The sequence below is a fragment of the Stenotrophomonas sp. NPDC077421 genome (assembly GCF_049545505.1).
In the GTDB taxonomy this organism is placed as follows: Bacteria; Pseudomonadota; Gammaproteobacteria; order Xanthomonadales; family Xanthomonadaceae; genus Stenotrophomonas; species Stenotrophomonas nematodicola.
On the sequence record NZ_JBMWDP010000027.1, the window covers coordinates 20,221 to 45,841 of the forward strand.

Genomic DNA, 25,621 nt, shown 5'->3' on the forward strand with positions numbered 1-25,621 from the left:
CTACGCCATGTATCGGGTCGGCGCCGTGGCAGTGCCGGCCGCTGGCCGGCGCTCCGTTACAGCTCTTCAACCACCACATTGCGATTGGTGTAGATACAGATGTCGCCGGCGATGTTGATCGATTCGGTGGCGATGGTGCGGGCGTCCAGTTCGGTGTGCGCCAGCAGCGCGCGCGCGGCCGACAACGCGTAGGAGCCGCCCGAGCCGATGGCGATGATGCCGTCCTCCGGCTCGATCACGTCACCGGTGCCGCTGATGATCAGCGAGGTGTCCTTGTCGGCTACCGCGAGCAGGGCCTCCAGCTTGCCAAGGCGGCGCTCGGTGCGCCAATCCTTGGCCAGCTCGACGGCGGCGCGCTGCAGCTGCCCGTGTTTTTCCAGCTTGGCTTCGAACAGCTCGAACAGGGTGAAGGCATCGGCGGCGGCACCGGCGAAACCGGCCAGTACCTGGCCCTCACGGCCCAGACGGCGCACCTTGCGGGCGTTGCCCTTCATCACCGTGTGGCCGAGCGTGACCTGGCCATCGCCGGCGACGGCGACGTGACCGTTGCGGCGCACCGAAATGATGGTGGTGGCGTGAAAAACGTTGGGGTTCTGACTGGGGTCCATGTGGCCTCCGGGGTGACAGAGACTGAGGTGGGGTCGTTGCCCCGGGCTTCAAGCCACCCTGCCCTGCGCCCCGCTGACGCACCGGATCGATTCAGCTTTCGTTGCTGCTTCGCCGCCGTTTCGCGCGCGGGTGGGCCGCGTCATAGACCTTGGCCAGGTGCTGGAAATCCAGATGGGTGTAGATCTGCGTCGTGGCGATATCGGCATGGCCAAGCAGCTCCTGCACGCCGCGCAGGTCACCGGACGATTCCAGAATGTGGCTGGCAAAGCTGTGCCGCAGCATGTGCGGATGCACGTGCTTGAACAGGCCTTGGCGCTGGGCGAGCTGGCGGATGCGGATCTGCACCGCACGCTGGGTGATCGGACCGCCGTTGCGCCCCGGAAACACCGGTGCGTCGGCAGCGCCACCACATTCGGCGTGCCACGCCTGCAGGGCAGCGCGTGCGTGCGAACCGAACGGGACGCGTCGCTGGCGGTTGCCCTTGCCCAGCACGTTGACCAGGCCGGTCGCGAAATCCAGGTCGCGCCAGATCAGCGCGCACAGCTCGCTCAGGCGCAGGCCCGAGGAATAGAACAATTCCAGCAGTGCGCGATCGCGCATGCCGAGGGGCGCATCGGTCGGCAGTTCGACCAGACGCACCGCTTCGTCGGCGTCCAGCACCTGTGGCAGTTTGCGTGGCGCCTTGGGCGCCTTCAGGGTGGCGGCAGGGCTGACCTCGATGCGACGGTGCCGCAGCAGCCAGCCATAGAAACTGCGGCAAGCCGACAGCCGGCGCTGCAGTGAGGTCGGCGACAGGCCGCGACGGTGCTCGGCAGCGATGAACTGGCGCAGCTGCTCGCTGTCCAGGGTCTCGATCGCCGCGCCCTGCGCCTGCGCCCATGCCGATACCGCCTCCAGGTCACGGCGGTAGGCATCCAGCGTGTGCGCCGACATGCGGCGCTCCACCTGCAGGTGGGCGAGAAACGCGGCGACGGCGGTCATGGGCACGGCGCCGTGGCGGGTCAGGCCGGGTCGAAGCGCGCCAGCGCGACCACCAGCGCTTCCCCCATCATGCGCAGGAACAGCGTGCCCATGCCGGGATAGAAGCGGTTGCCGTCGCGGCTGCCGACTGCGATCAGGCCCACGCCCGGCAGCGGCAGCAGCGCGCTGGACTGCACATCATCCACGCGGTCGCCGTACAGCAGCGCGTTCTTTTCCGGCTGCAGCCGCCCGCAGATGGGCTCGCCGTCGCCAAGGCAATCGCGGAACGACGACAGCGCCGGGCTGTCGGCGGCCACTATCTGCAACCACGGCGCCTGTTCCAGTCCGGCGACCGGCTTCAGCAGCACCAGGCGGACCAGGTCGCCGGCGAAATCCTCTTCCAGCGAGGCCGCCATCGCGCGCAGCGTGTCACCGGCGCTGGACTGCTTCATCAGCGCCAAGGTGAGCTGGTGCGTGCGCACGGCCAGGCGCTCGTTGATCTGCGCGTTGGCGGCCAGGTCGGCCAGCCGACGCTGCAGCTCGCGGTTCTTGTCGCGCAGCACCTCCAGCTGGTAGCTGGCCAGCGACGCGGTCGGGCCGTCATCGCGCGGCACCACCAGGGTCAGGGCCAGGTCCGGGAACTGCTTCAGGAAGGTCGGGTGACGCCGCAGCCAGGCGGCGACTTCGTGCGCTCCGATTTTCTCGACGGTCTCGCTCATGCGTTCCATTCCCCCTCGAAGACGAAGGCAGCCGGCCCGGACATCACGATCTGGGCGGTCGGGTCCGGCCAGCGGATGCGCAGGTCGCCACCGGGCAGCGACATGATGGCGTCACGTTCCAGCCGGCCGCGGTGCATCATCACCACCGCCGCCGCACAGGCACCGCTACCGCACGCCAGGGTCTCGCCAACGCCGCGCTCGTAGACGCGCAGGCGGGCGTGGCGTGGGTCCATGACCTGCACGAAGCCGACGTTCACCGACTGCGGGAAGGTGGCGTGCTGCTGCAGCAGCGGGCCGAGGCGCTCGACCGGTGCTGCATCCACCAGCCCGACTTCAATCACGGCGTGCGGGTTGCCCATCGAGACCGCGCCGAAGCGCACGGTGTCCCCCTGCAGCGGCAGCAGATACTCCTCGCGGGCGTGTGCGAAACCGATCAACGGGACCTGGTCGGGCTCGAAGCGCGGCACGCCCATTGCCACGGCGTACTCATGCTCGCCCAGGCGCTCCACCGCGTGGGTGGTGACCGGGCTGTCGATCGCAAAGGCATCGCCGCTGGCGGCACCGTCGCGGACCAGCCAGGCCGCCACGCAGCGCGCGCCGTTGCCGCACTGCTGTGAACTGGAGCCGTCGGCGTTCCAGATCCGGTACGAGGCGACCGATCCGTCGGCCCTGGGCGGCTCGATGGTCAGGATCTGGTCGCAACCGACGCCGGTATGGCGATCGGCCAGGCGGGCCGCCAGCGCCGGATCCGGCGGCGGGCTGCCGTCGCGCAGATCCAGCACGATGAAGTCGTTGCCGGCACCGTGCATCTTGCTGAAGCGCAGTGCCCGGGGTGCCGCCTTATTCATTCCCGTCATCGGCCTTGAGTGCCGGCGCGTCGACCGGATCGGGCGCGACCGGGGTGGCACCGACGTCGGCATCGGACGCCGGCGGGGTGACGGCCGGTTCGGCGGCCGGCTCGACCACTTCTTCGACCGGAACAGGCTTCTGCGGCATGACCAGAGGGCCCTTGTTGCCACAGGCCGACAGCACCAGCAGCGCCGAGGCGGCCAGCGTCAGGGAGATGAGGGTACGGGGGGATGTCTTCATGCCCCAAGTATAGCCATGCCCTCCACGGTAGTGCCGACCGCTGGCCGGCCACCTCAGCAGCGCCTCAGGATGACCGCGGCGGCAGCGGCCGGCTCCACAGCCACAGCGCGACGGCGGTCATGCAGCCGATCGACAGCCATTTGACCCAGGCGATGGGCACGCACCACAGCATGATCCCGGCGCAGACCGTCATGGTCAGCGTGGCCATCCACTTCGCGTAACGGCTGACCGCGCCGTGCGCCTGCCAGTTGCGTATGGCCGGACCGAACCGCGGATGCTGCATCAACCGGTTGTGCAGGCGCTCGGAGCCGCGCGAGGCGGCCCAGGCCGAAATGAGGATGAACACGGTGGTCGGCAGGCCCGGCACGAAGATGCCGACGATGCCGGTACCCAGGCTGACATACGCCAGCAGCCACCACGCCCAGCGGAAACGTACCGGCCGCCGCACGGGTGCGGGTGCGGCATCGGCAACGTCAGGGCGTTCTGGCAGGCTCATGCAGCCAGCATAACGAGCCGGGAAGGCGACCGCGATGGTCGCCTTCCGCCTGGCCGTGGATCAGTTCGTTGCGGGCGTGACGCCGAGCTGATCCAGCACGAAGGCGTAGGACTCGGCCAGCTCGTGGTAGCGCTGGAAGCGCCCGGACTTGCCACCGTGGCCGGCTTCCATGTTGGTACGGAACACGATCGGATGGGTGCCGGTGTTGTCGTCGCGCAGCTTGGCCACCCACTTGGCCGGCTCCCAGTACTGCACCTGCGAATCCCACAGCCCGGTGCCCACGAACAACGCCGGGTACGCCTGCCGGCGCACGTTGTCATACGGCGAGTAGGTGAGCATGTAGTCGTAGTACTCGCGCTGCTCGGGATTGCCCCACTCGTCGTACTCGTTGGTGGTCAACGGGATGCTGGCATCGAGCATGGTGGTGACCACGTCCACGAACGGCACCTGCGCCACCATCACGCGGTAGTCCTGCGGTGCCTGGTTGGCCACCGCCCCCATCAGCAGACCACCGGCGCTGCCGCCGGACGCGGCCACGCGGTCCTTGGCGGCGTAGCCCTGGCGGACCAGCTCGCGGGTGACATCGACGAAGTCGTTGAAGGTGTTCTGCTTGTGCAGCAGCTTGCCGTCCTCGTACCAGGCCCGGCCCATTTCCTGGCCACCGCGGATGTGCGCGATGGCATAGACCACGCCGCGGTCGAGCAGGCTGACCACGGTCTGATTGAAGCCCGGGTCCATCGACATGCCGTAGCTGCCGTACGCGTACTGGTACAGCGCACCGGTGCCGTCCTTCCTGAAGCCATTGCGGTACACCAGCGAGACCGGCACCTTGACGCCATCGCGGGCGGTGACCCACACCCGCTCGGTGGTGTAGTTGGCCGGGTCGTAGCCGATCACCGGCTGCTGCTTGAGCTGGCGGCGTTCGCCGGTGACGGTGTTCAGTTCATAGGTGGTGGTGGGCGTGGTCAGCGAGGTGTAGGCGTAGCGCAGCCACGGGGTGTCGTGTTCCGGATTGGCGGCCAGCCCCATCGAGTAGGCCGGTTCATCGGCCTTGACGTACTCCTGGCGACCGTCGGCGAACAGCAGGCGGATGCGCTCCAGCCCGTTGGAGCGCTCGGCGATGGCGCTGTAGCCGTCGAACAGCTCGACGCCTTCGATCAGCACCGCCTCGTCGTGCGCCACCCAGTCCTTCCACTGGCTGCGTGTGGTGGCATCCGAGGGCGCGGTGACGATCTTGAAGTTGGTCGCACCGGCGTCATTGGTACGGATCACCCAGCGGCCATTGAAGTGGTCGGCGTCGTACTCGACGTCGCGCGCCCGCGGGGCGAGCACGGTGAAGGCCTGCGGATCGGCGGCCGGCGCGTAGCGCGTTTCCGAACTGACCGTGCTGTGCAGGTCGATGGTCAGGAACCGGTCGTCGCGGCTGCGGCCGACGCCCATGTAGAAGCTGTCGTCCTTCTCTTCGTAGACCAGCACGTCGCTGGCGACCGGCGTGCCCAGCACGTGCTTCTTCACCCGCACCGTGAGCAGCGTTTCCGGATCGTTCTCGACGTAGAACAGGGTGCGGTTGTCATCGGCCCAGACCACGTTCGGCGACACGTTCTCGATCCGGTCCGGCAGCACCTCACCGGTGCGCAGGTCCTTGAAGCGGATCACGTACTGGCGGCGGCCGACGTCGTCCTCGGCCCAGGCCAGCAGGTGGTTGTCCTGGCTGACGTCCATATCGCCGACGCTGAAGTAGCCCTTGCCGGCAGCCATCGCGTTGATGTCCAGCAGGATCTCTTCGGGCGATTCCATGCTGCCCTTGCGCCGGGCCTGGATCGGGTAATCCTTGCCGGTCTCGAAGCGGGTGTAGTACCAGTAGCCGCGCTCGCGCGCGGGCACGCTGGCATCGTCCTGCTTGATGCGCGCCACGATCTCCTTGTAGAGGGTGTCCTCCAGCGGCTTGAGCGGCGCCATCACCGTATCGGTGTACGCATTTTCCGCGTTCAGGTACGCCAGCATCGCCGGGTTCTCGCGCTTGTCGTCGCGCAGCCAGTAGTAATCGTCGCTGCGGGTGGCGCCGAACGGGGCCTTGACCGTATGCGGGTGCTTTTCGGCATCAGGCGCGGTGGGCGCGGGAGCGGCATGCGCGGAAGTGGTCATCAGGCTGGCAACCAGTAAACAAAGGACGGGTTTCACGAGATAAGGCTCCTGGCGGGGGAATGCAATGGCGTCCGTGTCCATGCAGTCTGCGGCGGTCGTTGGGCCGGCGGCAAGCGTGTCGTTGGTCACTGCGCCTATCATCGGGACATGATCACGCCCCCCACTCCCTCCGCGGCCGGCTACAGCCGCCGCAGCCAGGACATCGCCCCCTTCCACGTCATGTCGCTGCTGGCCCGCGCGCAGGCGCTGGAACAGGCCGGCCACGACGTCATCCACCTGGAGATCGGCGAGCCGGACTTCACTACCGCCGCCCCGATCGTGCAGGCCGGCCAGGCGGCCCTGGCGGCCGGGCATACCCGGTACACCGCCGCGCGCGGCCTGCCGGCCCTGCGCCAGGCCATCGCCGGTTTCTACCGGGACCGCTACCAGGTGCAGGTCGATCCCGAGCGGATCCTGATCACCCCCGGCGGTTCCGGCGCGCTGCTGCTGGCCAGCAGCCTGCTGGTCGATCCAGGCCGGCATTGGCTGCTGGCCGACCCGGGCTATCCGTGCAACCGGCATTTCCTGCGCCTGGTCGAAGGGGCCGCGCAGCTGGTGCCGGTCGGGCCGGAGACCGCCTACCAGCTGACGCCGTCCCTGGTGGAACAGCACTGGAACGCGGACAGCGTCGGCGCGCTGGTGGCCTCGCCGGCCAATCCCACCGGCACGGTGCTGTCGGCCGCGGACCTGGCGGCGCTGTCGCAGGCGCTGAAGGCGCGTGGCGGTCACCTGGTGGTCGATGAGATCTACCACGGCCTGACCTACGGCATGGACGCGCAGAGCGTGCTGCAGGTGGACGACGATGCGTTCGTGCTGAACAGCTTCTCCAAGTATTTCGGCATGACCGGCTGGCGTCTCGGCTGGCTGGTGGCCCCCCCGAAGGCCGTACCTGACCTGGAAAAGCTGGCGCAGAACCTGTACATCAGCGCGTCCAGCATCGCCCAGCACGCCGCGCTGGCCTGCTTCGAACCGGAGGCCCTGGCCATCTTCGAACAGCGCCGCGCCGCCTTCCGCGAACGCCGCGACTACCTGCTGCCGGCGCTGCGCGCGCTCGGCTTCCGCATCGACGTCGAGCCGGAAGGCGCGTTCTACCTGTACTGCGATGTGAGCGCCTTCACCGATGACGCGCAGGCGTTCTGCGCGCATTTCCTGGAGACCCAGCACGTGGCGTTCACCCCGGGTCTGGATTTCGGTCACCACCGGGCCAGCCAGCACGTGCGGCTGGCGTACACCCAGCAGGTGCCGCGGCTGGAAGAAGCCGTGGCGCGTATCCGCCGCGGCCTGGAAACGTGGGTGCGTTGACCCCGCCGCGCGGCGCGGAACGACTCCAAAAAAAACGCCACGCATCGCTGCGTGGCGCTGAAGCTGGGGTGGAGCCAACCTGACGCCCCACCACCCGGAGTTCACGGGGCGATGGGTCCGCATCGGGCCGATGCCCCGCGGGATGCTCGACCGCCCCTGGCCGTCGAGCATACCCGACCTTACTTGCTCAGCTGCTCCCAGAGGAAGCTGTAGGCCAGTGCCGACATGTGCGCGGCCTGCGCGTTGTTGGCCGCACCGCCGTGTCCGCCCTCGATGTTCTCGTAGTAGGTCACGTCCTTGCCGGCCTCGATCATCTTGGCCGCCATCTTGCGGGCATGGGCCGGATGGACGCGGTCGTCGCGGGTGGAGGTGGTGAACAGCACCGGCGGGTAGGTCTTGCTGGCGTCGAACAGGTGGTACGGCGAGAAGGTCTTGATGAACGACCAGTCGGCCGTGTCCGGGTTGCCGTATTCAGCCATCCAGGACGCACCGGCCAGCAGGTGGTTGTAGCGCTTCATGTCCAGCAGCGGAACCTGCACGACCACGGCACCGAACAGCTCGGGGTACTGGGTCAGCATGTTGCCGGTGAGCAGGCCACCGTTGCTGCCGCCCTGCACGCCCAGGTGCTTGGCCGAGGTGATCTTGCGGCTGACCAGGTCGCGGGCGACCGCGGCCATGTCTTCGTATGCCTTGTGACGGTTCTGCTTGAGCGCCGCCTGGTGCCAGCGCGGGCCATACTCGCCACCGCCGCGGATGTTGGCGACCACGTACACGCCGCCCTTGTCCAGCCATGCACGGCCCATCGCACCGGAGTACGACGGGGTCAGCGAGATTTCAAAGCCGCCGTAGCCGTACAGCAGCGTCGGGTTGGACCCGTCCAGCTTCATGTCCTTGCCATGCACGACGAAGTACGGCACACGGGTACCGTCCTTGCTGGTGGCGAAGTGCTGCTCGATCACCTTGCCGTCGGCATTGAAGAACGCCGGCATGGTCTTGAGCACTTCCGGCTGCTTGCCGATCTCGGCCAGGGCCAGCGTGGTCGGGGTCAGGTAGTCGGTGACGGTCATCCACACCGCGTCGCTTTCGTCGGCATCGACCGCACTCACGGCCACGGTGCCGAATGACGGCGCCCCGGTGAACGCGCTCTTCTTCCAGCCGCTGTCGGTCGGGGTCAGCACGCTCAGGCGGCTCTTCACGTCGTCGAGCACGTTGAGGACCAGGTGCGAGCGGGTCCAGCTGGCGCCTGCCAGCGAGGTGGTCTCGGTCGGCGCGAACAGCACCTCGAACTCACGCTTGCCGGCCAGGTAATCGTCCAGCTTGGTGGCCAGCAGCGAACCGGCTGCGTAGGTCTTGCCGCCTACGGTCCACGGCTCGCGCAGTTCCAGGGTCAGCCACTGCTTGCGCAGGCCCTTCTCGGCCGAGTTGGGCGCGTCGATCCGGGTCAACGTGCCGTCGTTGGCGCGCAGGTAGAGCTCGTTGTTGTAGAAGGCCAGCGTACGGCTGACCAGGTTGCGCTCGTATCCCGGGGTGTCGTCGTGCATCGCCGAGATGTACATGTCATCCGGCTTGCCTTCGTACACCACGCTGGCCGAGGTCATCGGCGTACCGCGCTTCCACAGCTTGGCCACGCGCGGATAACCCGAGGTGGTCATCGTGCCGGCGCCGAAGTCGGTGTAGACGAACACGGTGTCACGATCGATCCAGTTCAGGCCGCCCTTGGACTCGGGACGGAAGAAACCGTCCTTGATCCAGGTCTTGTTGGCCAGGTCGAACTCACGGGTGACGTCGGCATCGGCGCCACCGCGCGAGAGCGCGACAAGGCAGCGGGCGTAGTCCGGGCGCAGGCAGTCGGCGCCGTGCCAGACCCAGTTCTCGCCTTCGGCCTTGTTCAGTGCATCCAGATCCAACACGGTTTCCCAGCGCGGCGAGGCCTTGCGGTACTCCTCCAGCGTAGTGCGGCGCCACACGCCGCGCTCGTGCTGCTTGTCCTTCCAGAAGTTGTAGTAGTAGTCGCCGATCTTCTGCACGCCGGGAATCTTGGCGTCCGAATCGAGCACCTCGCGGATGCTCGCCTCCATCGCCTTGAAGGCCGGGGTCTGCGCCAGGCGTCCCTCGGACTTGGCGTTCTGTTCCTTGACCCAGGACAGCGGCTTGTCGCCGGTCACGTCCTCCAGCCACGCGTACGGATCGGCCGGCGTTTCAGCGGCCACGGCGGTGGCGGCCGTGGCGGCGGACATCAAGCCTGCCATCAGGCAGGCGGAAGCGATTCGGGACATTGCAGCTCCAGGCAGTCATAGACCCCGGACGCTACCACAGGCGACCGCTGCCCCTCCCGTGTCGAAGGTCAGGCCGCGCGCAGGCGCCGCGCCGGCCGACGCCGGCGGGCCTGCGGTGCGCGCCGGCGGGCGCCGGCCCGGCGCTGGGCCCACCAGCGCAACGGCAGCCGGAAGCGGTACAGCGCCCACCAGGCCAGCCAGGGCATCCCGACCAGCCACAACGGCCCCCATCCCAACCAGCTGCTGTAACCGCGTGCCGCCGGCCAGACCAGCACCAGCGCCAGCCCGGCAAGGGCCGCCTGCCTGACGCAACGCAACACCCGCGGGTCGGGTAGCTCGGCGGAACGGGACGAACGATGCGAAGAAGACAGGGACATGACACCGCTCCATGCGAAAGTGAGGCGTCACCTTGCCGTGCCACCATCTCACCGGCTGCGACCTCGTGCCGCAGCGTGAACCGGTCACGCCGCCGATGCGCCACCATTGACGTTCTTCGCCGTCCCACCCACCATGCCCCTGCCAGCCCCTGGAGCCACCCGCCGCATGTCTGTGAACCGCCCGCTTCGCGCTGTCCTGTTGCTGTCCACGCTGTCGCTGCTGCCGGCCTGCGCCTTCCGCCATGAGGCCAAGCCGTCGCCGGCGCCGACGACGGCCGAGCGTGCAGGTCCGGCGATCGATCTGCAGCGTTTCATGGGCACCTGGTATGTGATCGGACGCGTTCCGAATCCGGTCGAGCGCGGCCATGTGGCCAGCGTCAACGAGTACCGCCTGCGCGGCGACCAGAAGGTCGCCATCACCTATCGCTACCGCAACGGTTTCTCCGAACCGCAGGAAGAACTCACGGTGCGCGCGTCGGTGGACGAGGACAGCGGCAACCACAATTGGCGTACCTGGTTCTACAAGATCGTGCCCACCCACACCCGCGTGCTGGAAGTGGCACCGGACTATTCGTGGGCGCTGGTGGGCTATCCAGGCCGTGAAATGGCGTGGATCTTCGCGCGCCAGCCGGACATGGACAAGGACCTGTACAAAGAGCTGGCCACGCGCCTGCGCGACGAGTACGGCGTCAACACCGACAAGCTCAAGCGCGTGCCGCAGCACCGCGAACAGGTGGACCGCCTGGGCTACGAAGTCCCGAACGTCCGCTGAGCGTGAACCCGTAGCGCCGACCGCTGGTCGGCTGTCGCGCGCAGCGCGGGGATATCGGCATCGCACCCGTAGAGCCGACCTCTGGTCGGCTATCGCGCGCAGCGCGGGGGTATCGGCATCGGATCGGAGAGCAGCCGACCAGAGGGCGGCTCTACGTCGGCTGTCGCGCGCAGCGCGGGGATATCGGCGCCGCACCCGTAGAGCCGACCTCTGGTCGGCTATCGCGCACAGCGCGGGGGTATCGGCATCGCACCCGTAGAGCCGACCTCTGGTCGGCTGTCGCGCGCAGCGCGGGGGTATCGGCATCGGATCGGAGAGCAGCCGACCAGAGGGCGGCTCTACATCGGCTATCGCGCGCAGCGCGGGGGTATCGGCATCGGAACGGAGAGCAGCCGACCAGAGGGCGGCTCTACGTCGGCTGTCGCGCGCAGCGCGGGGGTATCGGCATCGGAACGGAGAGCAGCCGACCAGAGGGCGGCTCTACATCGGCTGTCGCGCGCAGCGCGGGGGTATCGGCACCGGATCGGAGAGCAGCCGACCAGAGGGCGGCTCTACGTCGGCTGTCGCGCGCAGCGCGGGGATATCGGCATCGTACCGTAGAGCCGACCTCTGGTCGGCTGTAGCGCACAGCGCGGGGATATCGGCACCGGATCGGAGAGCAGCCGACCAGAGGGCGGCTCTACATCGGCTGTCGCGCGCAGCGCGGGGTATCGGCATCGGATCGGAGAGCAGCCGACCAGAGGGCGGCTCTACGTCGGCTGTCGCGCGCAGCGCGGGGGTATCGGCATCGGATCGGAGAGCAGCCGACCAGAGGGCGGCTCTACGTACGCATGACCGCGACGGGTCTATGCCGGAATGGCGTTATCGGCGGCTGTAATGCGCGACGAGGCGATCGCCGAGCATCTGCAGCACCTGGACCAGGATCAGCAGCAGCACCACGGTGACCAGGGCCACATCGGTGTGCGAGCGCTGGTAGCCGTCGCGGAAGGCGAGGTCGCCCAGGCCGCCGGAACCGATCGCACCGCCCATCGCGGTGAAGCCGATCAGGGCGATGACGGTGACCGTCGCACCGGCAATCAGACCGGGCCGTGCTTCGGGCAACAACACCCGCGTCACCAGCTGCCACGTGGTCGCACCCATCGCCTGGGTGGCTTCGATCACGCCGCGATCCACTTCACGCAGCGCGGTTTCGACCAGACGCGCGTAGAACGGCGCCGCGCCGATCACCAGCGGCACGATGGCACCGCGCACCCCCAGCGATGTGCCCATCATCCACAGCGTGAGCGGAATCAGCACGATCATCAGGATGATGAAGGGCACCGAGCGCAGCAGGTTCACCAGCAGCGCCAGCGCGCCATACACCACCGGCTTGCGGTGCAGCTGCGGCGAGCCGGTCAGGAACAGGAGGACACCCAGAGGCAGGCCGATCGCCAGCGTCAGCGGCAGCGAGCCGCCCAGCATCAGCAGGGTATCGACGGTCGCCTGGCCGATGTCGGCCCACTTTCCGGCATCGAGATGGCGGAAGAATCCGCCGGCGGTGGCGAACATCATCGGCGCAGCTCCTCAAGGTGGACACCGGCAGCGACAAAGCCCGCCTGCGCGGCCTGTACGTCGCCTCCGACCAGCGACACCGTCAGCTGGCCATAGGGGGTGTCCTTGATCCGGTCGATGCGGCCGGACAGGATGTTGTAGTCCACGCCGGTGTCGCGCGCGATGCGCCCGAGCAATGGCTCGTAGGTGTCCGCGCCGAGGAAGGTCAGGCGGACGATGCGCCCGGCGACCGCGTCGAAATCCTTGTGCAGCTCGCCCTCGTCCACCTGCTCCGATTCGGTCACGAAGCGGCGTGTGGTCGGGTGCTGCGGGTGCAGGAAGACCTCGGTGACCGGCCCGGTTTCAACCAGTGCGCCGGCATCGAGCACGGCCACGCGGTCGCAGACGCGGCGGATCACATCCATCTCGTGCGTGATCAGCACGATGGTCAGGCCCAGTTCGCGGTTGATCCTGCCCAGCAGCTTCAGCACGGACGCGGTGGTCTGCGGGTCCAGCGCACTGGTGGCCTCGTCGCACAGCAGGATCTGCGGGCGCGTGGCGAGCGCGCGGGCGATGCCGACGCGCTGCTTCTGGCCGCCGGACAACTGCGCCGGGTACTTGGTGGCGTGCGCCTCCAGGCCCACCGTGTGCAGCAGCTCATCAACCCGCGCATCGATCTCCGCCCGCGGCGTGCCGGCCAGCTCCAGCGGGAAGGCGACATTGGCCGCCACCATGCGCGAGGACAGCAGGTTGAAGTGCTGGAAGATCATGCCGATGCGCCGGCGCAGCGTGCGCAGGCCATCGGCGTCCAGCGCGGTGACGTCTTCACCATTGATCAGCAGGCGCCCACCGGTGGGCTCCTCCAGGCGGTTGATCAGCCGGATCAGGGTCGATTTGCCCGCACCGGAGTGCCCGATGATGCCGAACACCTCGCCGGCCTCGATGGTCAGGTCCAGCGGCTGCAGCGCGGCGATCGCGCGGCCGCCGACGGCATAGGATTTGTGCAGGCGCTGGAACTCGATCACGTTCGCGGTCAACCGGGGCATCGACGGGAGGGGGCGTGCAGCCTACCAGCGCGGGACGGCCCTCGCCCGTGCGGATGCGCGGAATGATATTCCGTTTGGTTCTAAGCCGGCGTGATCGGGCGCCACAGGCGCCCGGGGCCGGTCAGGGGTGGTCCAGCGGCGCCGGCGGCTGGACCTGGCGGACCCGCTCGCGGTGCAGCAGGTACAGGCCCGAGGCGACGATGATCGCCGCGCCCAGCCAGGTCACCTGGTCGGGCAGCACGCTCCAGAACAGCAGATCCCAGCCGATCACCCAGACCAGTCCGGTGTACTCCAGCGGGGCGATCAGCGACGCTTCGCCGAGCTGGAAGGCGCGGGTCAGCGCAACCTGCCCGGCGGCCCCGGCCAGGCCCATGCCGCCGATCAGGGCCGCATGCCCCCACTGCAGCGGCTGCCAGTCCGGCAGCGCCAGCAGGCCGGCGCCCACCGCCATGATCACCAGGAACCAGACCACCATCGATTGCGGGGTGTCGGTGCGGGTCAGCATGCTGACCGTGATCGCGGCCACGGCGTAGGCGGTCGCTGCCAGCAGCACCATCAACCCGGGGATCGAGATGAAGCCATCCCCGCCCGGCCGCAGCACCACCAGCACCCCGACCAGGCCAATGCCGATGGCGATCCAGCGGCGCGGGCCAACGTGCTCGCCCAACAGCGGCACCGACAGCGCGGCAATCAGCAGCGGCGCGACGAAATAGATGGTGTAGGCGGTGGACAGCGGCAGGCTGCGCAGGGCGAACACGAAGCAGCCGATCATGGCCATGCCCAGCAGGCCGCGCAGCAGGTGCAGGCCCCAGCGCACCGGCACCAGAGAGCGCGGACCGGCCGTGACCAGCACCCAGACCAGCACGAACGGCAGCGAGGCGGCACCGCGCAGGAAAGTCACCTGCAGAGTCGGATAGCTGGCCGAGAGCTGCTTCATGCCCGCATCCATCAGCGAGAAACAGGCGACCGCCAGGAGCATCCAGGCGACCGCGCGGGAGGGAGAGCGTTGCATGTTCATGGCCCATTATCGCCGCCACGGCCGGGCCGTCCACGTCCGGTTGGTTAGAATGGGGGCTTCACCTGCTGGAGTATTCCCATGCCCTCCTTCGACGTTGTGTCCGAAGTCAACACCCACGAGCTGACCAACGCGGTCGACCAGGCCAACCGCGAGCTGTCCACCCGCTTCGATTTCAAGGGCGTGGACGCGAAGTTCGTGCTCGAAGACAGCGTGATCAGCCAGTCCGCTCCCAGCGACTTCCAGCTCCAGCAGATGACCGACATCCTGCGCGCACGCCTGATCGCCCGCAGCATCGACACCCGCTGCCTGGAGTTCGGCGACATCGAAACCAACCTGGCCGGCGCGCGCCAGAAGATCACCGTCAAGCAGGGCATCGAGCAGAAGGTGGCCAAGCAGATCGCGGCCAAGCTCAAGGAAGCCAAGCTCAAGGTCGACAGCCAGATCAATGGCGACAAGCTGCGCGTCAACGGCAAGAAGCGCGACGACCTGCAGGACGCCATCGCGCTGCTGAAGAAGGAAACCTTCGAAGTGCCGCTGCAGTTCGACAACTTCCGCGACTGATCCCCGGCCGCCGGGCCCTGCCCCCCGCCCGGCAGAGCCCGGCGCTGCCAAGCTGCAACGCCCATGCGCGCCGGCAGCCCCGTAGAGCCGGGTTCTACCCGGCTGCCGTTCGCCCGGATGCATGCACCCTGCCCCCCGCCCGGGCAGACCCCCGGCGCTGCCAAGCTGCAACGCCCGTGCGCGCCGGGAGCCCCGTAGAGCCGGGTTCTACCCGGCTGCCGTTCGCCCGGATGCATGCACCCTGACACCCGCCCGGGCAGACCCCGGCGCTACGGTCGCAGGTGTTTGTAGAGGGTGGTGCGCGATACGCCCAACTGGCGCGCCGCCGCGCTGACGTTGCCGTGGTGGGTCGCCACCGCCTCGCGCATGGCCTGGATGCTGTGGGCGCGCAGCGTGCGGTCGCCCGCCGGATGGATGTCTGCCTCCACGCGCAGGCTGGCGCGTGCCGCCAGCGGCGCGCGCAGGTACTGCACATGCACCGCAGTGTCCTCGTCCAGGCGTACCCGGTACGGCGCGCCCGCCTGCAGCAGACGACGCCGCTGGTGCACGCTGGCGCCGGCAAACAGACCCTCCAGCGTCAGCAGCGGCAACGGGCCGCGCCGGGGCAGCCCGAACAGACGCCGGGCCACGCGGTTGGCGGCCCGGATCCGTCCATCCTCCTGTACGGCCAACAGCCCCTGCAGCGGCGAATGCAACCAGCGTGCGTCGTGCTGCACGGCCAGCAGATGGCAGGCGCGCTGTGCCTGCATCAGCCGGTTCTCGGCCGACAACGCTGCCTGGCGGAAGTAACCATGCAGCAGCTCCGCGTCGCGCTCGCCGGTCCCGGTGATGTCCAGCGCGCCCAGCACGTCGCCGTCGAGTCCGTGCAACGGCACGCTCAGACAGAACACGGCGGCAAAGCGGTCCAGATAGTGTTCATTGCCGCGCACCAGCGCCGGCGCATCCTCGGCCAGGCTGCATGACGGCGCGGTGGTGCCAATGTCGCACTCGCGAAGCTGGCGCCCCACCTGGATGGGCCGCAGGACCGGCACGTCGGCCAGGCCATGCTCGCGCTGGGCGATCACCCTGCCCTCGGCATTGACGCAGAACAGTGTCCACTGCCGTCCGCCGAACGCGGCCCAGAGACGATCCAGCTCCTCGCGCACGCAACGCGCCAGGCGGCGATCGGCCGGGGCATCCAGGCGCCCGGCGTGGCGGGCCAGCGGCGCGTAATGCGGTTCCTGCCGCGGCTGTACGCCTGCCAGCCGCGAGCGCTCCCAGGAACGCTGGAGCGGCGGTGCCAGCAGGGCGCCGGCCAGTGCACCGCCGTCTGCGAAGCGCTGGCGCGCCGCCGCCAATGCCTGTTGCTGTTCCCGCTGCATGCCGCCCATCGGTCGATCTCCTACCCGGACCGTGAGCGTACACCCGCCACGCTGACTGACACCGCCGTCGCGGCCCCTGGCGGCCGCGACGGACCGTTTCATCCGCCGAGGGTCAGGATCGGCTTGAGCGTGATGCCGCGGGTGCTGTCTTCGGCGGCCTGATTGATCTGATCCAGGGGATAGAACCTCACCAGCCTGTCGAACGGAAACCGCCCCTGCTGGTACAACTGCACCAGTTGCGGGATGAACACCTTCGGCACGCTGTCGCCCTCCACGATGCCGCGGATGCTGCGGCCGCCGAGCAGCAGATTGTTGACGTCGAACTCGGCCTTGGTGCCCAGCTTGGGCGCGCCCACCACCCCGATCACGCCGAGGCTGCCGAGTGCCTCGATGCCCTGCGCGAGCACCTCGGGACGGCCGGTGGATTCGAGCGCGAAGTCGGCGCCACCGCCGGTGATCGCACGCACGGCCTCGACCACGTCCACCTCGCGGCTGTTGATGACATGGGTGGCGCCCAGTTCCGTGGCCAGCGCCAGCCGCGAAGGCACCACATCGATGGCGATGATGGTGGTCGCGCCCGCAACGCGCGCGGCCATCACCGCACTCAGGCCCACTGCCCCGGCACCGAAGCTGGCGAAGCTGCTGCCCGCGCCGACCCGGAGCGAATTGATCACCGCGCCGGCACCGGTCTGGATGCCGCAGCCCAGCGGCCCGAGCAGTTCGATCGGTGCATCGTCGGGCACCTTGATCGCATTGTTCTCGCGGCTCAATGCATAGGTGGCAAACGAGGACTGCGCGAAGAAGTGGTCGTGCAGCGGGTTGCCGTCGGGATCCTGGATCGCGGTGCTGCCATCCAGCGCACCGCCGCCGAAGTTCAGGCCGAAGAAGTCGCGGCAGTAGGCGCCGTGGCCGCCACTGCACGGATTGCAGTGGCCACATGCGCCGTAGGTCAGCACCACGTGGTCGCCAACCTTGAGCTCCTTGACCCCGGGGCCCAGCGCTTCGACCACGCCCGCTCCTTCATGGCCGAGCACGGCCGGCAGCGGTACCGGGTAGTACTGGTCACGCACGATCAGGTCGGTATGACACAGGCCGGTGGCGACCACGCGGACCAGCACCTCGTCGTCCTGCGGCCCGCGGATGCGCGCCTTCTCGATCGTGAAAGGCTGTTCTTTTTCGCGCACCACGGCCACGGTGATGTCGCGCAGTTCTGCTGTTGCGGTCATGACATTGTCCTCGTTCAGATCGGATAGGCGGGCGCTTCGCCCTTGACGGTCAGCCACTGCCACTGGGTGAACTCGTCGATGTTGGACGGCCCGCCGATGCTGGTGCCGTTGCCGGACGCACCGACGCCACCGAACGGATTGATCACCTCATCGTTCACGGTCTGGTCGTTGATGTGCAGCAGGCCGGTACGCAGCCGCTCGCCCAGCTTCAGCGCGCGGCCGACGTTGCTCGACAGAACCGCCATCGACAGGCCGTACTCGCTGTCGTTGGCCAGCTCCACCGCTTCCTCGTCGGTATCGAACGGCACCACCACCGCCACCGGCGCGAAGATCTCCTCGTGGAACGCCGGGTTGTCGCGGCCCACATCGCTGAGGACAGTCGGTTCGAAGAACAGGTCGCGGTAACCGCCACCGGTGGCCAGCGTGGCGCCGGCCGCCTGCGCCTCGGCGACCACGCGCGCGGCATGGTCGCGCTGCTGCGCGCTGATCAGCGGCCCGATCGCCACGTCGCCGGTGGCCGGATCGCCCACCTTCAGCGAGCGTGCCTTGGCCACCAGCTTTTCCAGGAACCGGGCATGGATGCTGCGCTGGACCAGCACCCGTCCGGTGGCCATGCAGATCTGTCCCTGGTGCAGGTACACGCCCCAGGCGGTGTTGGCGATGGCCAGGTCGATGTCGGCATCGTCGAGCACGATCAGCGAGTTCTTGCCGCCCAGCTCCAGCGACACTTTCTTCAGATGCCGGCCGGCCGCTTCGCCGACCTTGCGCCCGGCGCCGGTGGACCCGGTGAACTGGATCATGGCGATGTTGTGATCGCGGGTCAGCGCCGCACCGGCCGCACCATCCCCGGGCAGTACATGCAGCAGGCCCGCCGGCAATCCGGCCAGTTCGAACAGCCGCGCAATCACGAAGCCGCCGCAGACCGCCGTGCGCGGGTCGGGTTTGAGGACCACCGCATTGCCCAGCGCGAGGGCCGGCGCCACCGCGCGCATCGCCAGGTACAACGGAAAATTGAACGGCGCGATCACGCCCACCACGCCGAGCGGGCGGCGGCGGGCCAGGTTCAGCCGGCCCGGTTCGGACGGCAGCACCTCGCCGATGCTGCGCGAGGGCAGCGCGGCCGCTTCGTGCAGCGCCTTGACGTTGACCTTGGCCTCGAAGCCGGCTTTCAGCCGGGTCGATCCGCTTTCGCGGACCAGCCAGTCCACAATCGCGTCGGTGTGCTGCTCGGCCAGCTGCGCGGCGCGCCGCAGCACCTGCGCACGCGTCTCATACGGGGCGCTGGCCCAGTCACGCTGCGCCTGGGCCGCGGTGGCGGCGGCGGCGGCAATGCCGGCCGGGTCGGTCATTCCGATCGATCCCAGGGGGGCTCCGGTGGCCGGTTCGATCACGTCCTGGGTGCTGACACGGGCACGCCAGGTGCCGTCGAACAGCGTGCCGGACCACAGGGAGGTGGGCAGGAACTGCGGTGTATCGCTCATCTGTTGACTCCTTTTGACGAAGAACGACCCCAGGGCCGCCTTCTGCACATGGTTCACCCAGGCATTGGATACCCGCCATCGCGTACTGCCTATCGGCCATCGGCGGGAAATCGGCAACCCACTGCCTGCAAAGGGATTTCCAGCATGCACACTGTCCAGTCAATGGACAGTGGTGTCGGTGCCGACGCGCGCACCACACGCCCGCCACCGGGCCGGGGCCGTACAATCGCCTGCCCAGCCAGCGACACCGCCCGCCATGAACGATGACTCCTTCACCGACGCCACCGCCCCGGACGGCCCCGACGTCATCGCCGAAACCCGCACCTGGCTGGAGCAGATCGTCATCGGCCTGAACCTGTGCCCCTTCGCCAAGGCCGTGTACGTGAAGAACCAGGTGCGCTTCGTGCTCAGCGACGCGACCACGCCCGAGGCGCTGGTCGAGCAGCTGGCCGAGGAACTGGTGCTGCTGCGCGATACGCCCGCCGAGCAGATCGACACCACGCTGATCGTGCACCCGGACGTCCTCACCGACTTCCTGGACTACAACGACTTCCTCGACAACGCCGATGCGGCCATCGAGGCGCTCGATCTGCAGGGCATCCTGCAGGTGGCCAGTTTCCATCCGCAGTACCAGTTCGCCGGTGTCGCCCCGGACGATGTGAGCAACTACACCAACCGCGCGCCCTACCCGACCCTGCACCTGCTCCGCGAGGACAGCGTGGAGCGTGCAGTGGCGGCGTTCCCCGATCCGGACGTGATCGTCGAGCGCAACATCGAGACCCTCGACAAGCTCGGCGTGGAAGGCTGGACCCGCCTGCTCGGGCGCAAGGACACTCCGCCGTGCCACTGACCCCGGCAATTGCCGATTGGCCTGCACTGCCGCTGCGCGACCGCGTGGTGGTGGTGACCGGTGGCGCGCAGGGGGTGGGCCGCGGCATCGCGCAGGCCGTGCTCGGGGCTGGCGGCAGCGTGATGATCGCCGACCTCGACGCCGACGCCGGCAAGGCCTGCCTGAAGGAATGGGCGCTGCCCGGACGCGCCGCGTTCCAACGCACCGACGTTGCCCGCGAGCGCAGCGTGCAGGCGCTGATCAACGCCACGCTCAAACGCTTCGGCCGCCTCGACGGGCTGGTCAACAATGCCGGCATCGCCAGCGCGCATGGCACGCCGTTGGACGCGATGACGCTCACCGAGTGGCAGCGCCGGCTGTCCAGCCTGCATGGCGCGTTCCTGTGCAGCAAGCATGCGCTGCCCGCGCTGCGCGCGTCGTCGACGGATACGCAGACCGGCGCCATCATCAACATTGCATCCACCCGCGCCTGGCAGTCCGAGGCGGACAGCGAGGCCTATGCGGCCGCCAAAGGTGGGCTGGTCGCCTTCACCCATGCGCTGGCCATCAGTGAAGGCCCGCAGGTGCGCGTGAACAGCATCAGCCCCGGCTGGATCACCACCGAAGCGTGGCAGGCACCGGCCCGACGCCGTGCGCCCAAGCTGTCGCGCCGGGACCATGCCCAGCACGCGGTCGGCCGCGTCGGCCAACCCGACGACATCGGTGCGTTGGCCGTGTTTCTGCTGTCATCACTGTCCGGCTTCATCACCGGACAGGACCACATCGTCGATGGCGGCATGACCCGGACCATGCTTTACACGTAAGGCCCGGCACATCACGGTTACGCCATGCCGTTGTGCCGCAGCAACGCCGCCACATCCGGCGCGCGCCCGCGGAAGGCGGCGAAATTCTCCGCCGCGCTGCGGCTGCCACCGCGCGACAGCACTTCCTCAAGGAACCGCCGGCCGGTTTCGGCGGTCCGGTCCGGCGCTTCCTCGAAGGCGGCATACGCATCGGCGCTGAGCACTTCGGCCCACTTGTAACTGTAATAGCCGGCCGCATACCCGCCGGCGAAGATGTGGCTGAACTGATGCGGGAAGCGGCTCCATGCGGGCGGCCGGTTGACGGCCACTTCGTCGCGCACCCGCTCCAGCAGCGCGATGACGCTGTCCTGGGTGGGATCGAACTCGCTGTGCAGCTGCATGTCGAACAGCGCGAATTCCAACTGGCGCACAGTGAACATGCCGCTCTGGAAATTGCGCGCGGCCAGCATGCGGTCGAACAACGCGCGCGGCAGCGGCTCGCCCGTGTCGACGTGCGCGGTCATCGCCTGCACCCGGTCCCATTCCCAGCAGAAGTTCTCCATGAACTGGCTGGGCAGTTCCACCGCATCCCACTCCACGCCGTTGATGCCGGCCACGGCAAGCTCATCGACGCGGGTCAGCAACTGGTGCAGCCCGTGGCCCATTTCGTGGAACAGCGTGGTGACATCGCTGTGGGTGAAGGTCGCCGGGCGGCCATCACTGCCACGGCCGAAGTTGCAGACCAGGTACACCAGCGGTGTCTGCACCCCGGCCGCGGTCGCGCGCCGGTTGCGGCAGTCGTCCATCCACGCCCCACCCCGCTTGCCTTCGCGGGCGTACAGGTCCAGGTAGAACTGCCCGACGAGTGCGCCCTGCGCATCCACCAGGCGGAAGAAGCGCACATCCGGGTGCCATACCGGCGCGCTGTCGGGCAGCACCTGCAGGCCATACAGCTCGTGGATGAGGTTGAACAACCCCTCCAGCACGGTCGGCTCGGTGAAGTACGGTTTCACCTCCTGCTCGGAGTAGCTGTAGCGCGCCTGCTTGAGCTTCTCGCCGACGTAGGCGAGGTCCCACGCCTGCAGCGTGTCCAGCTGCAGTTCGTCGCGTGCAAAGGCCTCCAGCTCGGCGCGGTCGCGCTGCGCGTAGGGCTTGGCACGGGCAGCCAGGTCACGCAGGAAGCCCAGTACCTGCGGGGCATCCTGCGCCATCTTGGTGGCGATGGAGTACTCGGCGTAATTGGGGAAGCCAAGCAGCGTGGCCAGCTCGGCGCGAAGCGCCAGGATGCGTGCGATGTTGGCGCTGTTGTCGAGCGCGGCATCGCCGAATTCGGAGGCCCGTTCGGCATTGGCGCGGTACAGCGTTTCACGCAGTGGACGATGATCGGCGTAGGTCTGCACCGGCAGGTAGCACGGCATCTGCAGCGTCAACTTCCACCCGGACAGCCCGGCCTTCTCCGCCGCTTCGCGCGCGGCGGACACCACGTCGGCGGGCAGACCCGCCAGTGCGATGCGGTCTTCCACGTGCAGCGACCACGCGTCGGTGGCATCCAGCACATTCTGCGAGAAGGTCGCCGACAAGGCCGCCAGTTCCTCCTGGATCGCGCTGAAACGCGACTTGCCGGCGTCGTCCAGCTCTGCGCCACCGAGGCGGAAATCACGCAGCGCGTTGTCCAGCACCTTGCGCCGGGCCGGCGCGTACTGCGCCGCTTCCGGTGCCTCGGCCAACGCGCGGTACTGCGCATACAGCGCCAGGTTCTGGCTCATCGCGCTGCCGAAACGCGTCACCTTGGGCAGGTTGGCGTTGTAGGCCTCACGCAGCGCCGGGGTATTGACCACCCCCTGCAGGTGGGTCACCTGGCCCCAGGCGCGCCACAGCCGATCGGTGGCGTCGTCAAGCGGCTCCACGAACGTTGCCCAGGTCACGGGGGTGACGGTCTCGGCCACCTTCACGGCAGCCTCGGCCTCGGCCAGCAGCGCCTCGACGGCCGGACCGACATGGTCGGGCTGGATCGCGTCGAAGCGCGGCAGGCCGGAAAAATCGAGCAGGGGATTGGTGGGGGTCACGGGCATCTCCAGACAACAGGGCCGCACGCGCGGCATCACCCTCGATATGGCACTGCTCCGCTCCGCGCACAAGGGGCGCTGGCCAACGTTCCTGCCTGGCCGGCGCTGCCGCCCGGCGGCTGGATCAGTACAGCGTTTCCAGCGCGGCGTGCGGCAGGGGCGCCAACCCCTGGCCGTTCACGGCGGCCGCAACCCACGCATCGGGCTGATCCACCTCGATGCCCTGACGCGGATACCACTCGGGGTTGTAGTAGCTGTGCGCATAACGTTCGCCGCTGTCGCACAGAATGGTCACGATCGATCCGCTGCGGCCAGCCTGGCGCATCCATTCGGCAGCCTGCAGAACGCCGATGAAGTTGGTGCCGGTCGAGCCGCCGACACGGCGGCCCAACTGCCGGCTGACATGCCGCATCGCGGCCAGGCTCAGCGCATCGGGCACCTTCACCATCGCATCCACGCTGGTCGGAATGAAGCTGGACTCCACCCGTGGCCGGCCGATCCCCTCCACCCGCGAGCCCCCGCTGCAGGTCAGCTCGCGCCACGGCTGCCCGGCCAGAGCCGCGCAGTAGCCGTCGTAGAACACCGACACTTCCGGGTCCGCACAGAGGATGCGGGTGTCATGGCGACGGTAGCTCACGTAGCGTCCCAGCGTGGCGGCGGTGCCGCCCGTACCGGGGCTGCACACGATCCACTCCGGAACCGGATGTGGCTCTTCGGCCATCTGCTTGAAAATGGATTCGGCGATGTTGTTGTTGGCGCGCCAGTCGGTGGCGCGCTCGGCGTAGGTGAACTGGTCCATGAAATGGCCGCCGGTGTCGCGGGCGAGCTTTTCCGAATCGCAGTTCAGGTCGCAGGCGCGTTCCACCAGGTGGCAGCTGCCACCCTGGAACTCGATCGCGGCAATCTTCTCCGGCGAGGTCGTGGCCGGAATCACCGCGATGAAGGGCAGACCCAGCAGACGGGCAAAGTAGGCCTCGGACACAGCGGTGGAGCCGCTGGACGCCTCGATCACCGGGCGGCCCTCGCGCAGCCAGCCGTTGGTCAGCGCGTACAGGAACAGCGAGCGTGCCAGCCGGTGCTTCAGGCTGCCGGTGGGGTGGCTGGATTCGTCCTTGAAGTACAGGTCGATGCCGGCGTACCCGGGCAGGTCCATCGGAATCAGATGGGTATCGGCCGACCGGTTGAAATCGGCTTCGATCTTGCGGATGGCGGCGGCCACCCATTCACGCTGCGACATGACGAAAGCTGCACAAGGAGACGCCCCATTCTACCGTCGCGGCCCGACCACGCGGGCGCCGTTAGAATGGGCGGTCTCGCCGCCGCGCGCGGCCTCCCCCAGAGGAAACCCCATGACCCTTGCCCCGTTGCCGTCCCCGCCCGGCGTTGCCGCCCAGCCGCCGGTCGAAACCAGCGGTTTCGTGTTCAACCACACCATGCTGCGCGTGAAGGACATCACCGCGTCGCTGGACTTCTACACCCGCGTGCTCGGCTTCCGCCTGATCGACCAGCGCGACTTCGACGAGGCCGCGTTCAGCCTGTACTTCCTGGCCCTGCTGCCGGCGGGCACGCAGATTCCCGAAGGTGACGCTGCCCGCCGCCTGTGGATGGCCGGCATTCCCGGCGTGCTGGAACTGACCCACAACCACGGCACGGAAATCCAGGACGGCCCGGTCTACCACGACGGCAACAGCGACCCGCGTGGCTTCGGCCACATCTGCGTGTCGGTGCCGGACATCCAGGCCGCGTGCAAGCGCTTCGACGACCTGCAGGTGCCGTACCAGAAGCGCCTGGAGGACGGCCGCATGAAGCACCTGGCCTTCATCAAGGACCCGGACGGCTACTGGGTGGAGATCATCTCCAACACCCCGGTCGCCTGATCCAGCCGCGATTCACGCACGCGCCGGCCACCCCGGCGCGTGCGTGGCACCGCCTAGGGCTGGCCCTGGAATTCAAAGGCCGCGTGGAACGGCGCCTTGGGCGGCACGAAGACGGTGGTGCCGGCGAATCCGGCCTCGATGCAGCGCGCGACTGCACCGTCGCCCTCGCGCCAGGTCCGCACCACCCTGCCCTGCGCGTCCAACTGCAGCACCACGGTGAATGCAGCCAGCGTCTCCGGTGCGGGCGTAGGCAGGCAGCGTGCAAAGCCATCGCCCCCCACCCGGCTCATGCCATCGATCATGGCGGCATAGGCCACCGGCTCCAGACTGCCTTCATCGCTGTGCGCCAACGCGCGCACCTGGTCGTATCCGGTTCCCACGGCCGCCTGGGCCAGCAGCATCCACCACAGCATCGTCATTTCTCCCCGCCATGCCACGATGGCGCCAGTGCGCAGCCTAGGGCAGCGCGGGCGCGGGCGGAAGCGTGCGCGCCACGGTAGTGCAGCCAGCCGCCCCCGGTGGTATATCTGCCGGCCTGTCCATCCAAAGGGAGTCGGCATGGAAACCATGCAACTGCATCGCGGCCGCCTGATCGATCATCTACAGCTGGTGGTCCGCGACCTCGCCGCCAGCCGTCGCTTCTACCAGGCGGTGTTCGACACGATCGGCATTCCCATCGCCGGCGAAGGCGACACGTATTTCTGGGCCGACGAACTGTTCATCTCCACCGCCGACAGCGAAGCCGCGGCCGGTGAACTGACCGGCCGCCACCACCTGGCCTTCCAGGCACGCGATCGCGCCACGGTGGATGCCTTCCACGTCGCCGCGCTGGCGGCCGGCGGCAAGGACAACGGCGCGCCCGGCGAACGGCCGTACCACCCGGGCTACTACGGCGCGTTCGTGATCGATCCGGATGGCAACAACATCGAAGTCGTGTACCACGGCGAAGCGACCTACAGCGCCGATTCGGTGAAAGTCACCTTCTGACCTGCGCGCCCGCTGCCGCCCTGAACGCTTCAGCGTCGGAGCGGCCGCGTCT

The 25,621-nt window shown here is 68.4% G+C and carries 25 protein-coding genes; 7 read left to right on the forward strand and 18 right to left on the reverse strand.

Going from position 1 to position 25,621, the window contains the following annotated elements; genetic code table 11:
* Positions 1 to 56: 56 nt before the first annotated feature.
* From hslV to ACPEH1_RS14400, 7 genes are all read right to left on the reverse strand, one after another.
* On the reverse strand, positions 57 to 608 hold the full coding sequence (gene hslV / locus ACPEH1_RS14370) for an ATP-dependent protease subunit HslV (protein ID WP_017356659.1): 552 nt from the start codon (positions 606 to 608) through the stop codon (positions 57 to 59).
* Between the two features lie 91 nt (positions 609 to 699).
* Positions 700 to 1,590: a tyrosine recombinase XerC gene (xerC, locus tag ACPEH1_RS14375; protein WP_136005182.1), complete on the reverse strand. Its 891-nt coding sequence runs from the start codon at positions 1,588 to 1,590 to the stop codon at positions 700 to 702.
* Positions 1,591 to 1,610: 20 nt separating this feature from the next.
* Positions 1,611 to 2,288, reverse strand: a complete 678-nt coding sequence (locus tag ACPEH1_RS14380) for a DUF484 family protein (RefSeq protein ID WP_026070861.1) — start codon at positions 2,286 to 2,288, stop codon at positions 1,611 to 1,613.
* On the reverse strand, positions 2,285 to 3,136 hold the full coding sequence (gene dapF / locus ACPEH1_RS14385) for a diaminopimelate epimerase (RefSeq protein ID WP_153164797.1): 852 nt from the start codon (positions 3,134 to 3,136) through the stop codon (positions 2,285 to 2,287). The genes ACPEH1_RS14380 and dapF overlap by 4 nt, the downstream gene beginning before the upstream one ends.
* Complete coding sequence (gene lptM / locus ACPEH1_RS14390) at positions 3,129 to 3,377, reverse strand: LPS translocon maturation chaperone LptM (protein WP_017356663.1); 249 nt, start codon at positions 3,375 to 3,377, stop codon at positions 3,129 to 3,131. The genes dapF and lptM overlap by 8 nt, the downstream gene beginning before the upstream one ends.
* A gap of 64 nt (positions 3,378 to 3,441) precedes the next feature.
* Positions 3,442 to 3,873, reverse strand: a complete 432-nt coding sequence (locus tag ACPEH1_RS14395) for a YbaN family protein (RefSeq protein WP_017356664.1) — start codon at positions 3,871 to 3,873, stop codon at positions 3,442 to 3,444.
* 60 nt (positions 3,874 to 3,933) lie between these two features.
* Positions 3,934 to 6,054: a S9 family peptidase gene (locus ACPEH1_RS14400; protein WP_423715971.1), complete on the reverse strand. Its 2,121-nt coding sequence runs from the start codon at positions 6,052 to 6,054 to the stop codon at positions 3,934 to 3,936.
* A 111-nt stretch (positions 6,055 to 6,165) separates the two neighbouring features.
* Between ACPEH1_RS14400 and ACPEH1_RS14405 the strand changes: the two genes are divergently transcribed.
* Complete coding sequence (locus tag ACPEH1_RS14405; protein WP_153164800.1) at positions 6,166 to 7,359, forward strand: pyridoxal phosphate-dependent aminotransferase; 1,194 nt, start codon at positions 6,166 to 6,168, stop codon at positions 7,357 to 7,359.
* A 179-nt stretch (positions 7,360 to 7,538) separates the two neighbouring features.
* Here the strand turns inward: ACPEH1_RS14405 and ACPEH1_RS14410 are convergent, their stop codons facing one another.
* Both ACPEH1_RS14410 and ACPEH1_RS14415 read right to left on the reverse strand, forming a co-directional pair.
* Entirely contained in the window at positions 7,539 to 9,635 is a 2,097-nt protein-coding gene (locus ACPEH1_RS14410) for a prolyl oligopeptidase family serine peptidase (RefSeq protein ID WP_017356667.1), read from the reverse strand.
* Between the two features lie 68 nt (positions 9,636 to 9,703).
* Positions 9,704 to 10,012 (reverse strand): hypothetical protein, encoded by a 309-nt coding sequence (locus ACPEH1_RS14415; RefSeq protein ID WP_136005203.1) that lies wholly within the window; start codon positions 10,010 to 10,012, stop codon positions 9,704 to 9,706.
* A 166-nt stretch (positions 10,013 to 10,178) separates the two neighbouring features.
* Between ACPEH1_RS14415 and ACPEH1_RS14420 the strand changes: the two genes are divergently transcribed.
* The gene (locus ACPEH1_RS14420; RefSeq protein WP_136005205.1) at positions 10,179 to 10,784 is read left to right on the forward strand and encodes a lipocalin family protein; all 606 of its coding nucleotides are present in this window, start codon (positions 10,179 to 10,181) and stop codon (positions 10,782 to 10,784) included.
* Positions 10,785 to 11,645: 861 nt separating this feature from the next.
* On the opposite strand, the gene ACPEH1_RS14425 is transcribed toward ACPEH1_RS14420, so the two are convergent.
* The 3 genes from ACPEH1_RS14425 to ACPEH1_RS14435 all read right to left on the reverse strand — a co-directional run bounded on the left by ACPEH1_RS14425 (position 11,646) and on the right by ACPEH1_RS14435 (position 14,378).
* The gene (locus tag ACPEH1_RS14425) at positions 11,646 to 12,335 is read right to left on the reverse strand and encodes a methionine ABC transporter permease (protein WP_017356419.1); all 690 of its coding nucleotides are present in this window, start codon (positions 12,333 to 12,335) and stop codon (positions 11,646 to 11,648) included.
* Positions 12,332 to 13,339 carry a methionine ABC transporter ATP-binding protein gene (locus ACPEH1_RS14430; protein WP_423715978.1) on the reverse strand — a complete coding sequence of 336 codons (1,008 nt, stop codon included), beginning with the start codon at positions 13,337 to 13,339 and terminating at the stop codon, positions 12,332 to 12,334. Before ACPEH1_RS14430 ends, ACPEH1_RS14425 begins: the two co-directional genes overlap by 4 nt.
* Positions 13,340 to 13,481: 142 nt before the next feature.
* Complete coding sequence (locus ACPEH1_RS14435; protein ID WP_017356421.1) at positions 13,482 to 14,378, reverse strand: DMT family transporter; 897 nt, start codon at positions 14,376 to 14,378, stop codon at positions 13,482 to 13,484.
* A gap of 78 nt (positions 14,379 to 14,456) precedes the next feature.
* Between ACPEH1_RS14435 and ACPEH1_RS14440 the strand changes: the two genes are divergently transcribed.
* Positions 14,457 to 14,939, forward strand: a complete 483-nt coding sequence (locus ACPEH1_RS14440; RefSeq protein ID WP_017356422.1) for a YajQ family cyclic di-GMP-binding protein — start codon at positions 14,457 to 14,459, stop codon at positions 14,937 to 14,939.
* A gap of 269 nt (positions 14,940 to 15,208) precedes the next feature.
* Here ACPEH1_RS14440 and ACPEH1_RS14445 read toward each other — a convergent pair whose 3' ends face one another.
* From ACPEH1_RS14445 to ACPEH1_RS14455, 3 genes are all read right to left on the reverse strand, one after another.
* Positions 15,209 to 16,300, reverse strand: coding sequence for a helix-turn-helix domain-containing protein (locus ACPEH1_RS14445; RefSeq protein WP_423715972.1), 1,092 nt, complete (start codon positions 16,298 to 16,300; stop codon positions 15,209 to 15,211).
* A 98-nt stretch (positions 16,301 to 16,398) separates the two neighbouring features.
* Positions 16,399 to 17,526 (reverse strand): NAD(P)-dependent alcohol dehydrogenase, encoded by a 1,128-nt coding sequence (locus tag ACPEH1_RS14450; RefSeq protein WP_153164801.1) that lies wholly within the window; start codon positions 17,524 to 17,526, stop codon positions 16,399 to 16,401.
* 14 nt (positions 17,527 to 17,540) lie between these two features.
* Positions 17,541 to 19,007 (reverse strand): benzaldehyde dehydrogenase, encoded by a 1,467-nt coding sequence (locus tag ACPEH1_RS14455; RefSeq protein WP_423715973.1) that lies wholly within the window; start codon positions 19,005 to 19,007, stop codon positions 17,541 to 17,543.
* A gap of 256 nt (positions 19,008 to 19,263) precedes the next feature.
* Between ACPEH1_RS14455 and ACPEH1_RS14460 the strand changes: the two genes are divergently transcribed.
* Positions 19,264 to 19,857: a DUF1415 domain-containing protein gene (locus ACPEH1_RS14460; RefSeq protein WP_017357237.1), complete on the forward strand. Its 594-nt coding sequence runs from the start codon at positions 19,264 to 19,266 to the stop codon at positions 19,855 to 19,857.
* A complete protein-coding gene (locus ACPEH1_RS14465; protein ID WP_017357236.1) occupies positions 19,848 to 20,660 on the forward strand; it encodes an SDR family oxidoreductase in 813 nt (270 codons plus the stop codon). The genes ACPEH1_RS14460 and ACPEH1_RS14465 overlap by 10 nt, the downstream gene beginning before the upstream one ends.
* 17 nt (positions 20,661 to 20,677) lie before the next feature.
* Here ACPEH1_RS14465 and ACPEH1_RS14470 read toward each other — a convergent pair whose 3' ends face one another.
* Positions 20,678 to 22,711, reverse strand: coding sequence for a M3 family metallopeptidase (locus tag ACPEH1_RS14470; RefSeq protein ID WP_312706975.1), 2,034 nt, complete (start codon positions 22,709 to 22,711; stop codon positions 20,678 to 20,680).
* A gap of 118 nt (positions 22,712 to 22,829) precedes the next feature.
* Positions 22,830 to 23,942 carry a PLP-dependent cysteine synthase family protein gene (locus ACPEH1_RS14475; RefSeq protein WP_017357234.1) on the reverse strand — a complete coding sequence of 371 codons (1,113 nt, stop codon included), beginning with the start codon at positions 23,940 to 23,942 and terminating at the stop codon, positions 22,830 to 22,832.
* 112 nt (positions 23,943 to 24,054) lie between these two features.
* Here ACPEH1_RS14475 and gloA point away from each other — a divergent pair, with 112 nt between their 5' ends.
* Positions 24,055 to 24,582, forward strand: a complete 528-nt coding sequence (gloA, locus tag ACPEH1_RS14480; protein WP_423715974.1) for a lactoylglutathione lyase — start codon at positions 24,055 to 24,057, stop codon at positions 24,580 to 24,582.
* Between the two features lie 53 nt (positions 24,583 to 24,635).
* Here gloA and ACPEH1_RS14485 read toward each other — a convergent pair whose 3' ends face one another.
* Entirely contained in the window at positions 24,636 to 25,001 is a 366-nt protein-coding gene (locus ACPEH1_RS14485; RefSeq protein ID WP_136005215.1) for a hypothetical protein, read from the reverse strand.
* A 139-nt stretch (positions 25,002 to 25,140) separates the two neighbouring features.
* On the opposite strand from ACPEH1_RS14485, the gene ACPEH1_RS14490 reads away from it, so the two are divergent.
* Positions 25,141 to 25,569 carry a VOC family protein gene (locus ACPEH1_RS14490; protein ID WP_017357231.1) on the forward strand — a complete coding sequence of 143 codons (429 nt, stop codon included), beginning with the start codon at positions 25,141 to 25,143 and terminating at the stop codon, positions 25,567 to 25,569.
* Positions 25,570 to 25,621 lie beyond the last annotated feature (52 nt).

Excerpts from the sequence above, each read along its gene's own strand:
- hslV (WP_017356659.1), bottom strand. The coding sequence starts at position 608 with ATGGACCCCAGTCAGAACCCCAACGTTTTTCACGCCACCACCATCATT.
- xerC (WP_136005182.1), bottom strand. The coding sequence starts at position 1,590 with ATGACCGCCGTCGCCGCGTTTCTCGCCCACCTGCAGGTGGAGCGCCGC.
- ACPEH1_RS14380 (WP_026070861.1), bottom strand. The coding sequence starts at position 2,288 with ATGAGCGAGACCGTCGAGAAAATCGGAGCGCACGAAGTCGCCGCCTGG.
- dapF (WP_153164797.1), bottom strand. The coding sequence starts at position 3,136 with ATGAATAAGGCGGCACCCCGGGCACTGCGCTTCAGCAAGATGCACGGT.
- lptM (WP_017356663.1), bottom strand. The coding sequence starts at position 3,377 with ATGAAGACATCCCCCCGTACCCTCATCTCCCTGACGCTGGCCGCCTCG.
- ACPEH1_RS14395 (WP_017356664.1), bottom strand. The coding sequence starts at position 3,873 with ATGAGCCTGCCAGAACGCCCTGACGTTGCCGATGCCGCACCCGCACCC.
- ACPEH1_RS14405 (WP_153164800.1), top strand. The coding sequence starts at position 6,166 with ATGATCACGCCCCCCACTCCCTCCGCGGCCGGCTACAGCCGCCGCAGC.
- ACPEH1_RS14410 (WP_017356667.1), bottom strand. The coding sequence starts at position 9,635 with ATGTCCCGAATCGCTTCCGCCTGCCTGATGGCAGGCTTGATGTCCGCC.
- ACPEH1_RS14415 (WP_136005203.1), bottom strand. The coding sequence starts at position 10,012 with ATGTCCCTGTCTTCTTCGCATCGTTCGTCCCGTTCCGCCGAGCTACCC.
- ACPEH1_RS14420 (WP_136005205.1), top strand. The coding sequence starts at position 10,179 with ATGTCTGTGAACCGCCCGCTTCGCGCTGTCCTGTTGCTGTCCACGCTG.
- ACPEH1_RS14425 (WP_017356419.1), bottom strand. The coding sequence starts at position 12,335 with ATGATGTTCGCCACCGCCGGCGGATTCTTCCGCCATCTCGATGCCGGA.
- ACPEH1_RS14435 (WP_017356421.1), bottom strand. The coding sequence starts at position 14,378 with ATGAACATGCAACGCTCTCCCTCCCGCGCGGTCGCCTGGATGCTCCTG.
- ACPEH1_RS14440 (WP_017356422.1), top strand. The coding sequence starts at position 14,457 with ATGCCCTCCTTCGACGTTGTGTCCGAAGTCAACACCCACGAGCTGACC.
- ACPEH1_RS14445 (WP_423715972.1), bottom strand. The coding sequence starts at position 16,300 with ATGCAGCGGGAACAGCAACAGGCATTGGCGGCGGCGCGCCAGCGCTTC.
- ACPEH1_RS14450 (WP_153164801.1), bottom strand. The coding sequence starts at position 17,526 with ATGACCGCAACAGCAGAACTGCGCGACATCACCGTGGCCGTGGTGCGC.
- ACPEH1_RS14455 (WP_423715973.1), bottom strand. The coding sequence starts at position 19,007 with ATGAGCGATACACCGCAGTTCCTGCCCACCTCCCTGTGGTCCGGCACG.
- ACPEH1_RS14460 (WP_017357237.1), top strand. The coding sequence starts at position 19,264 with ATGAACGATGACTCCTTCACCGACGCCACCGCCCCGGACGGCCCCGAC.
- ACPEH1_RS14470 (WP_312706975.1), bottom strand. The coding sequence starts at position 22,711 with ATGCCCGTGACCCCCACCAATCCCCTGCTCGATTTTTCCGGCCTGCCG.
- ACPEH1_RS14475 (WP_017357234.1), bottom strand. The coding sequence starts at position 23,942 with ATGTCGCAGCGTGAATGGGTGGCCGCCGCCATCCGCAAGATCGAAGCC.
- gloA (WP_423715974.1), top strand. The coding sequence starts at position 24,055 with ATGACCCTTGCCCCGTTGCCGTCCCCGCCCGGCGTTGCCGCCCAGCCG.
- ACPEH1_RS14485 (WP_136005215.1), bottom strand. The coding sequence starts at position 25,001 with ATGACGATGCTGTGGTGGATGCTGCTGGCCCAGGCGGCCGTGGGAACC.
- ACPEH1_RS14490 (WP_017357231.1), top strand. The coding sequence starts at position 25,141 with ATGGAAACCATGCAACTGCATCGCGGCCGCCTGATCGATCATCTACAG.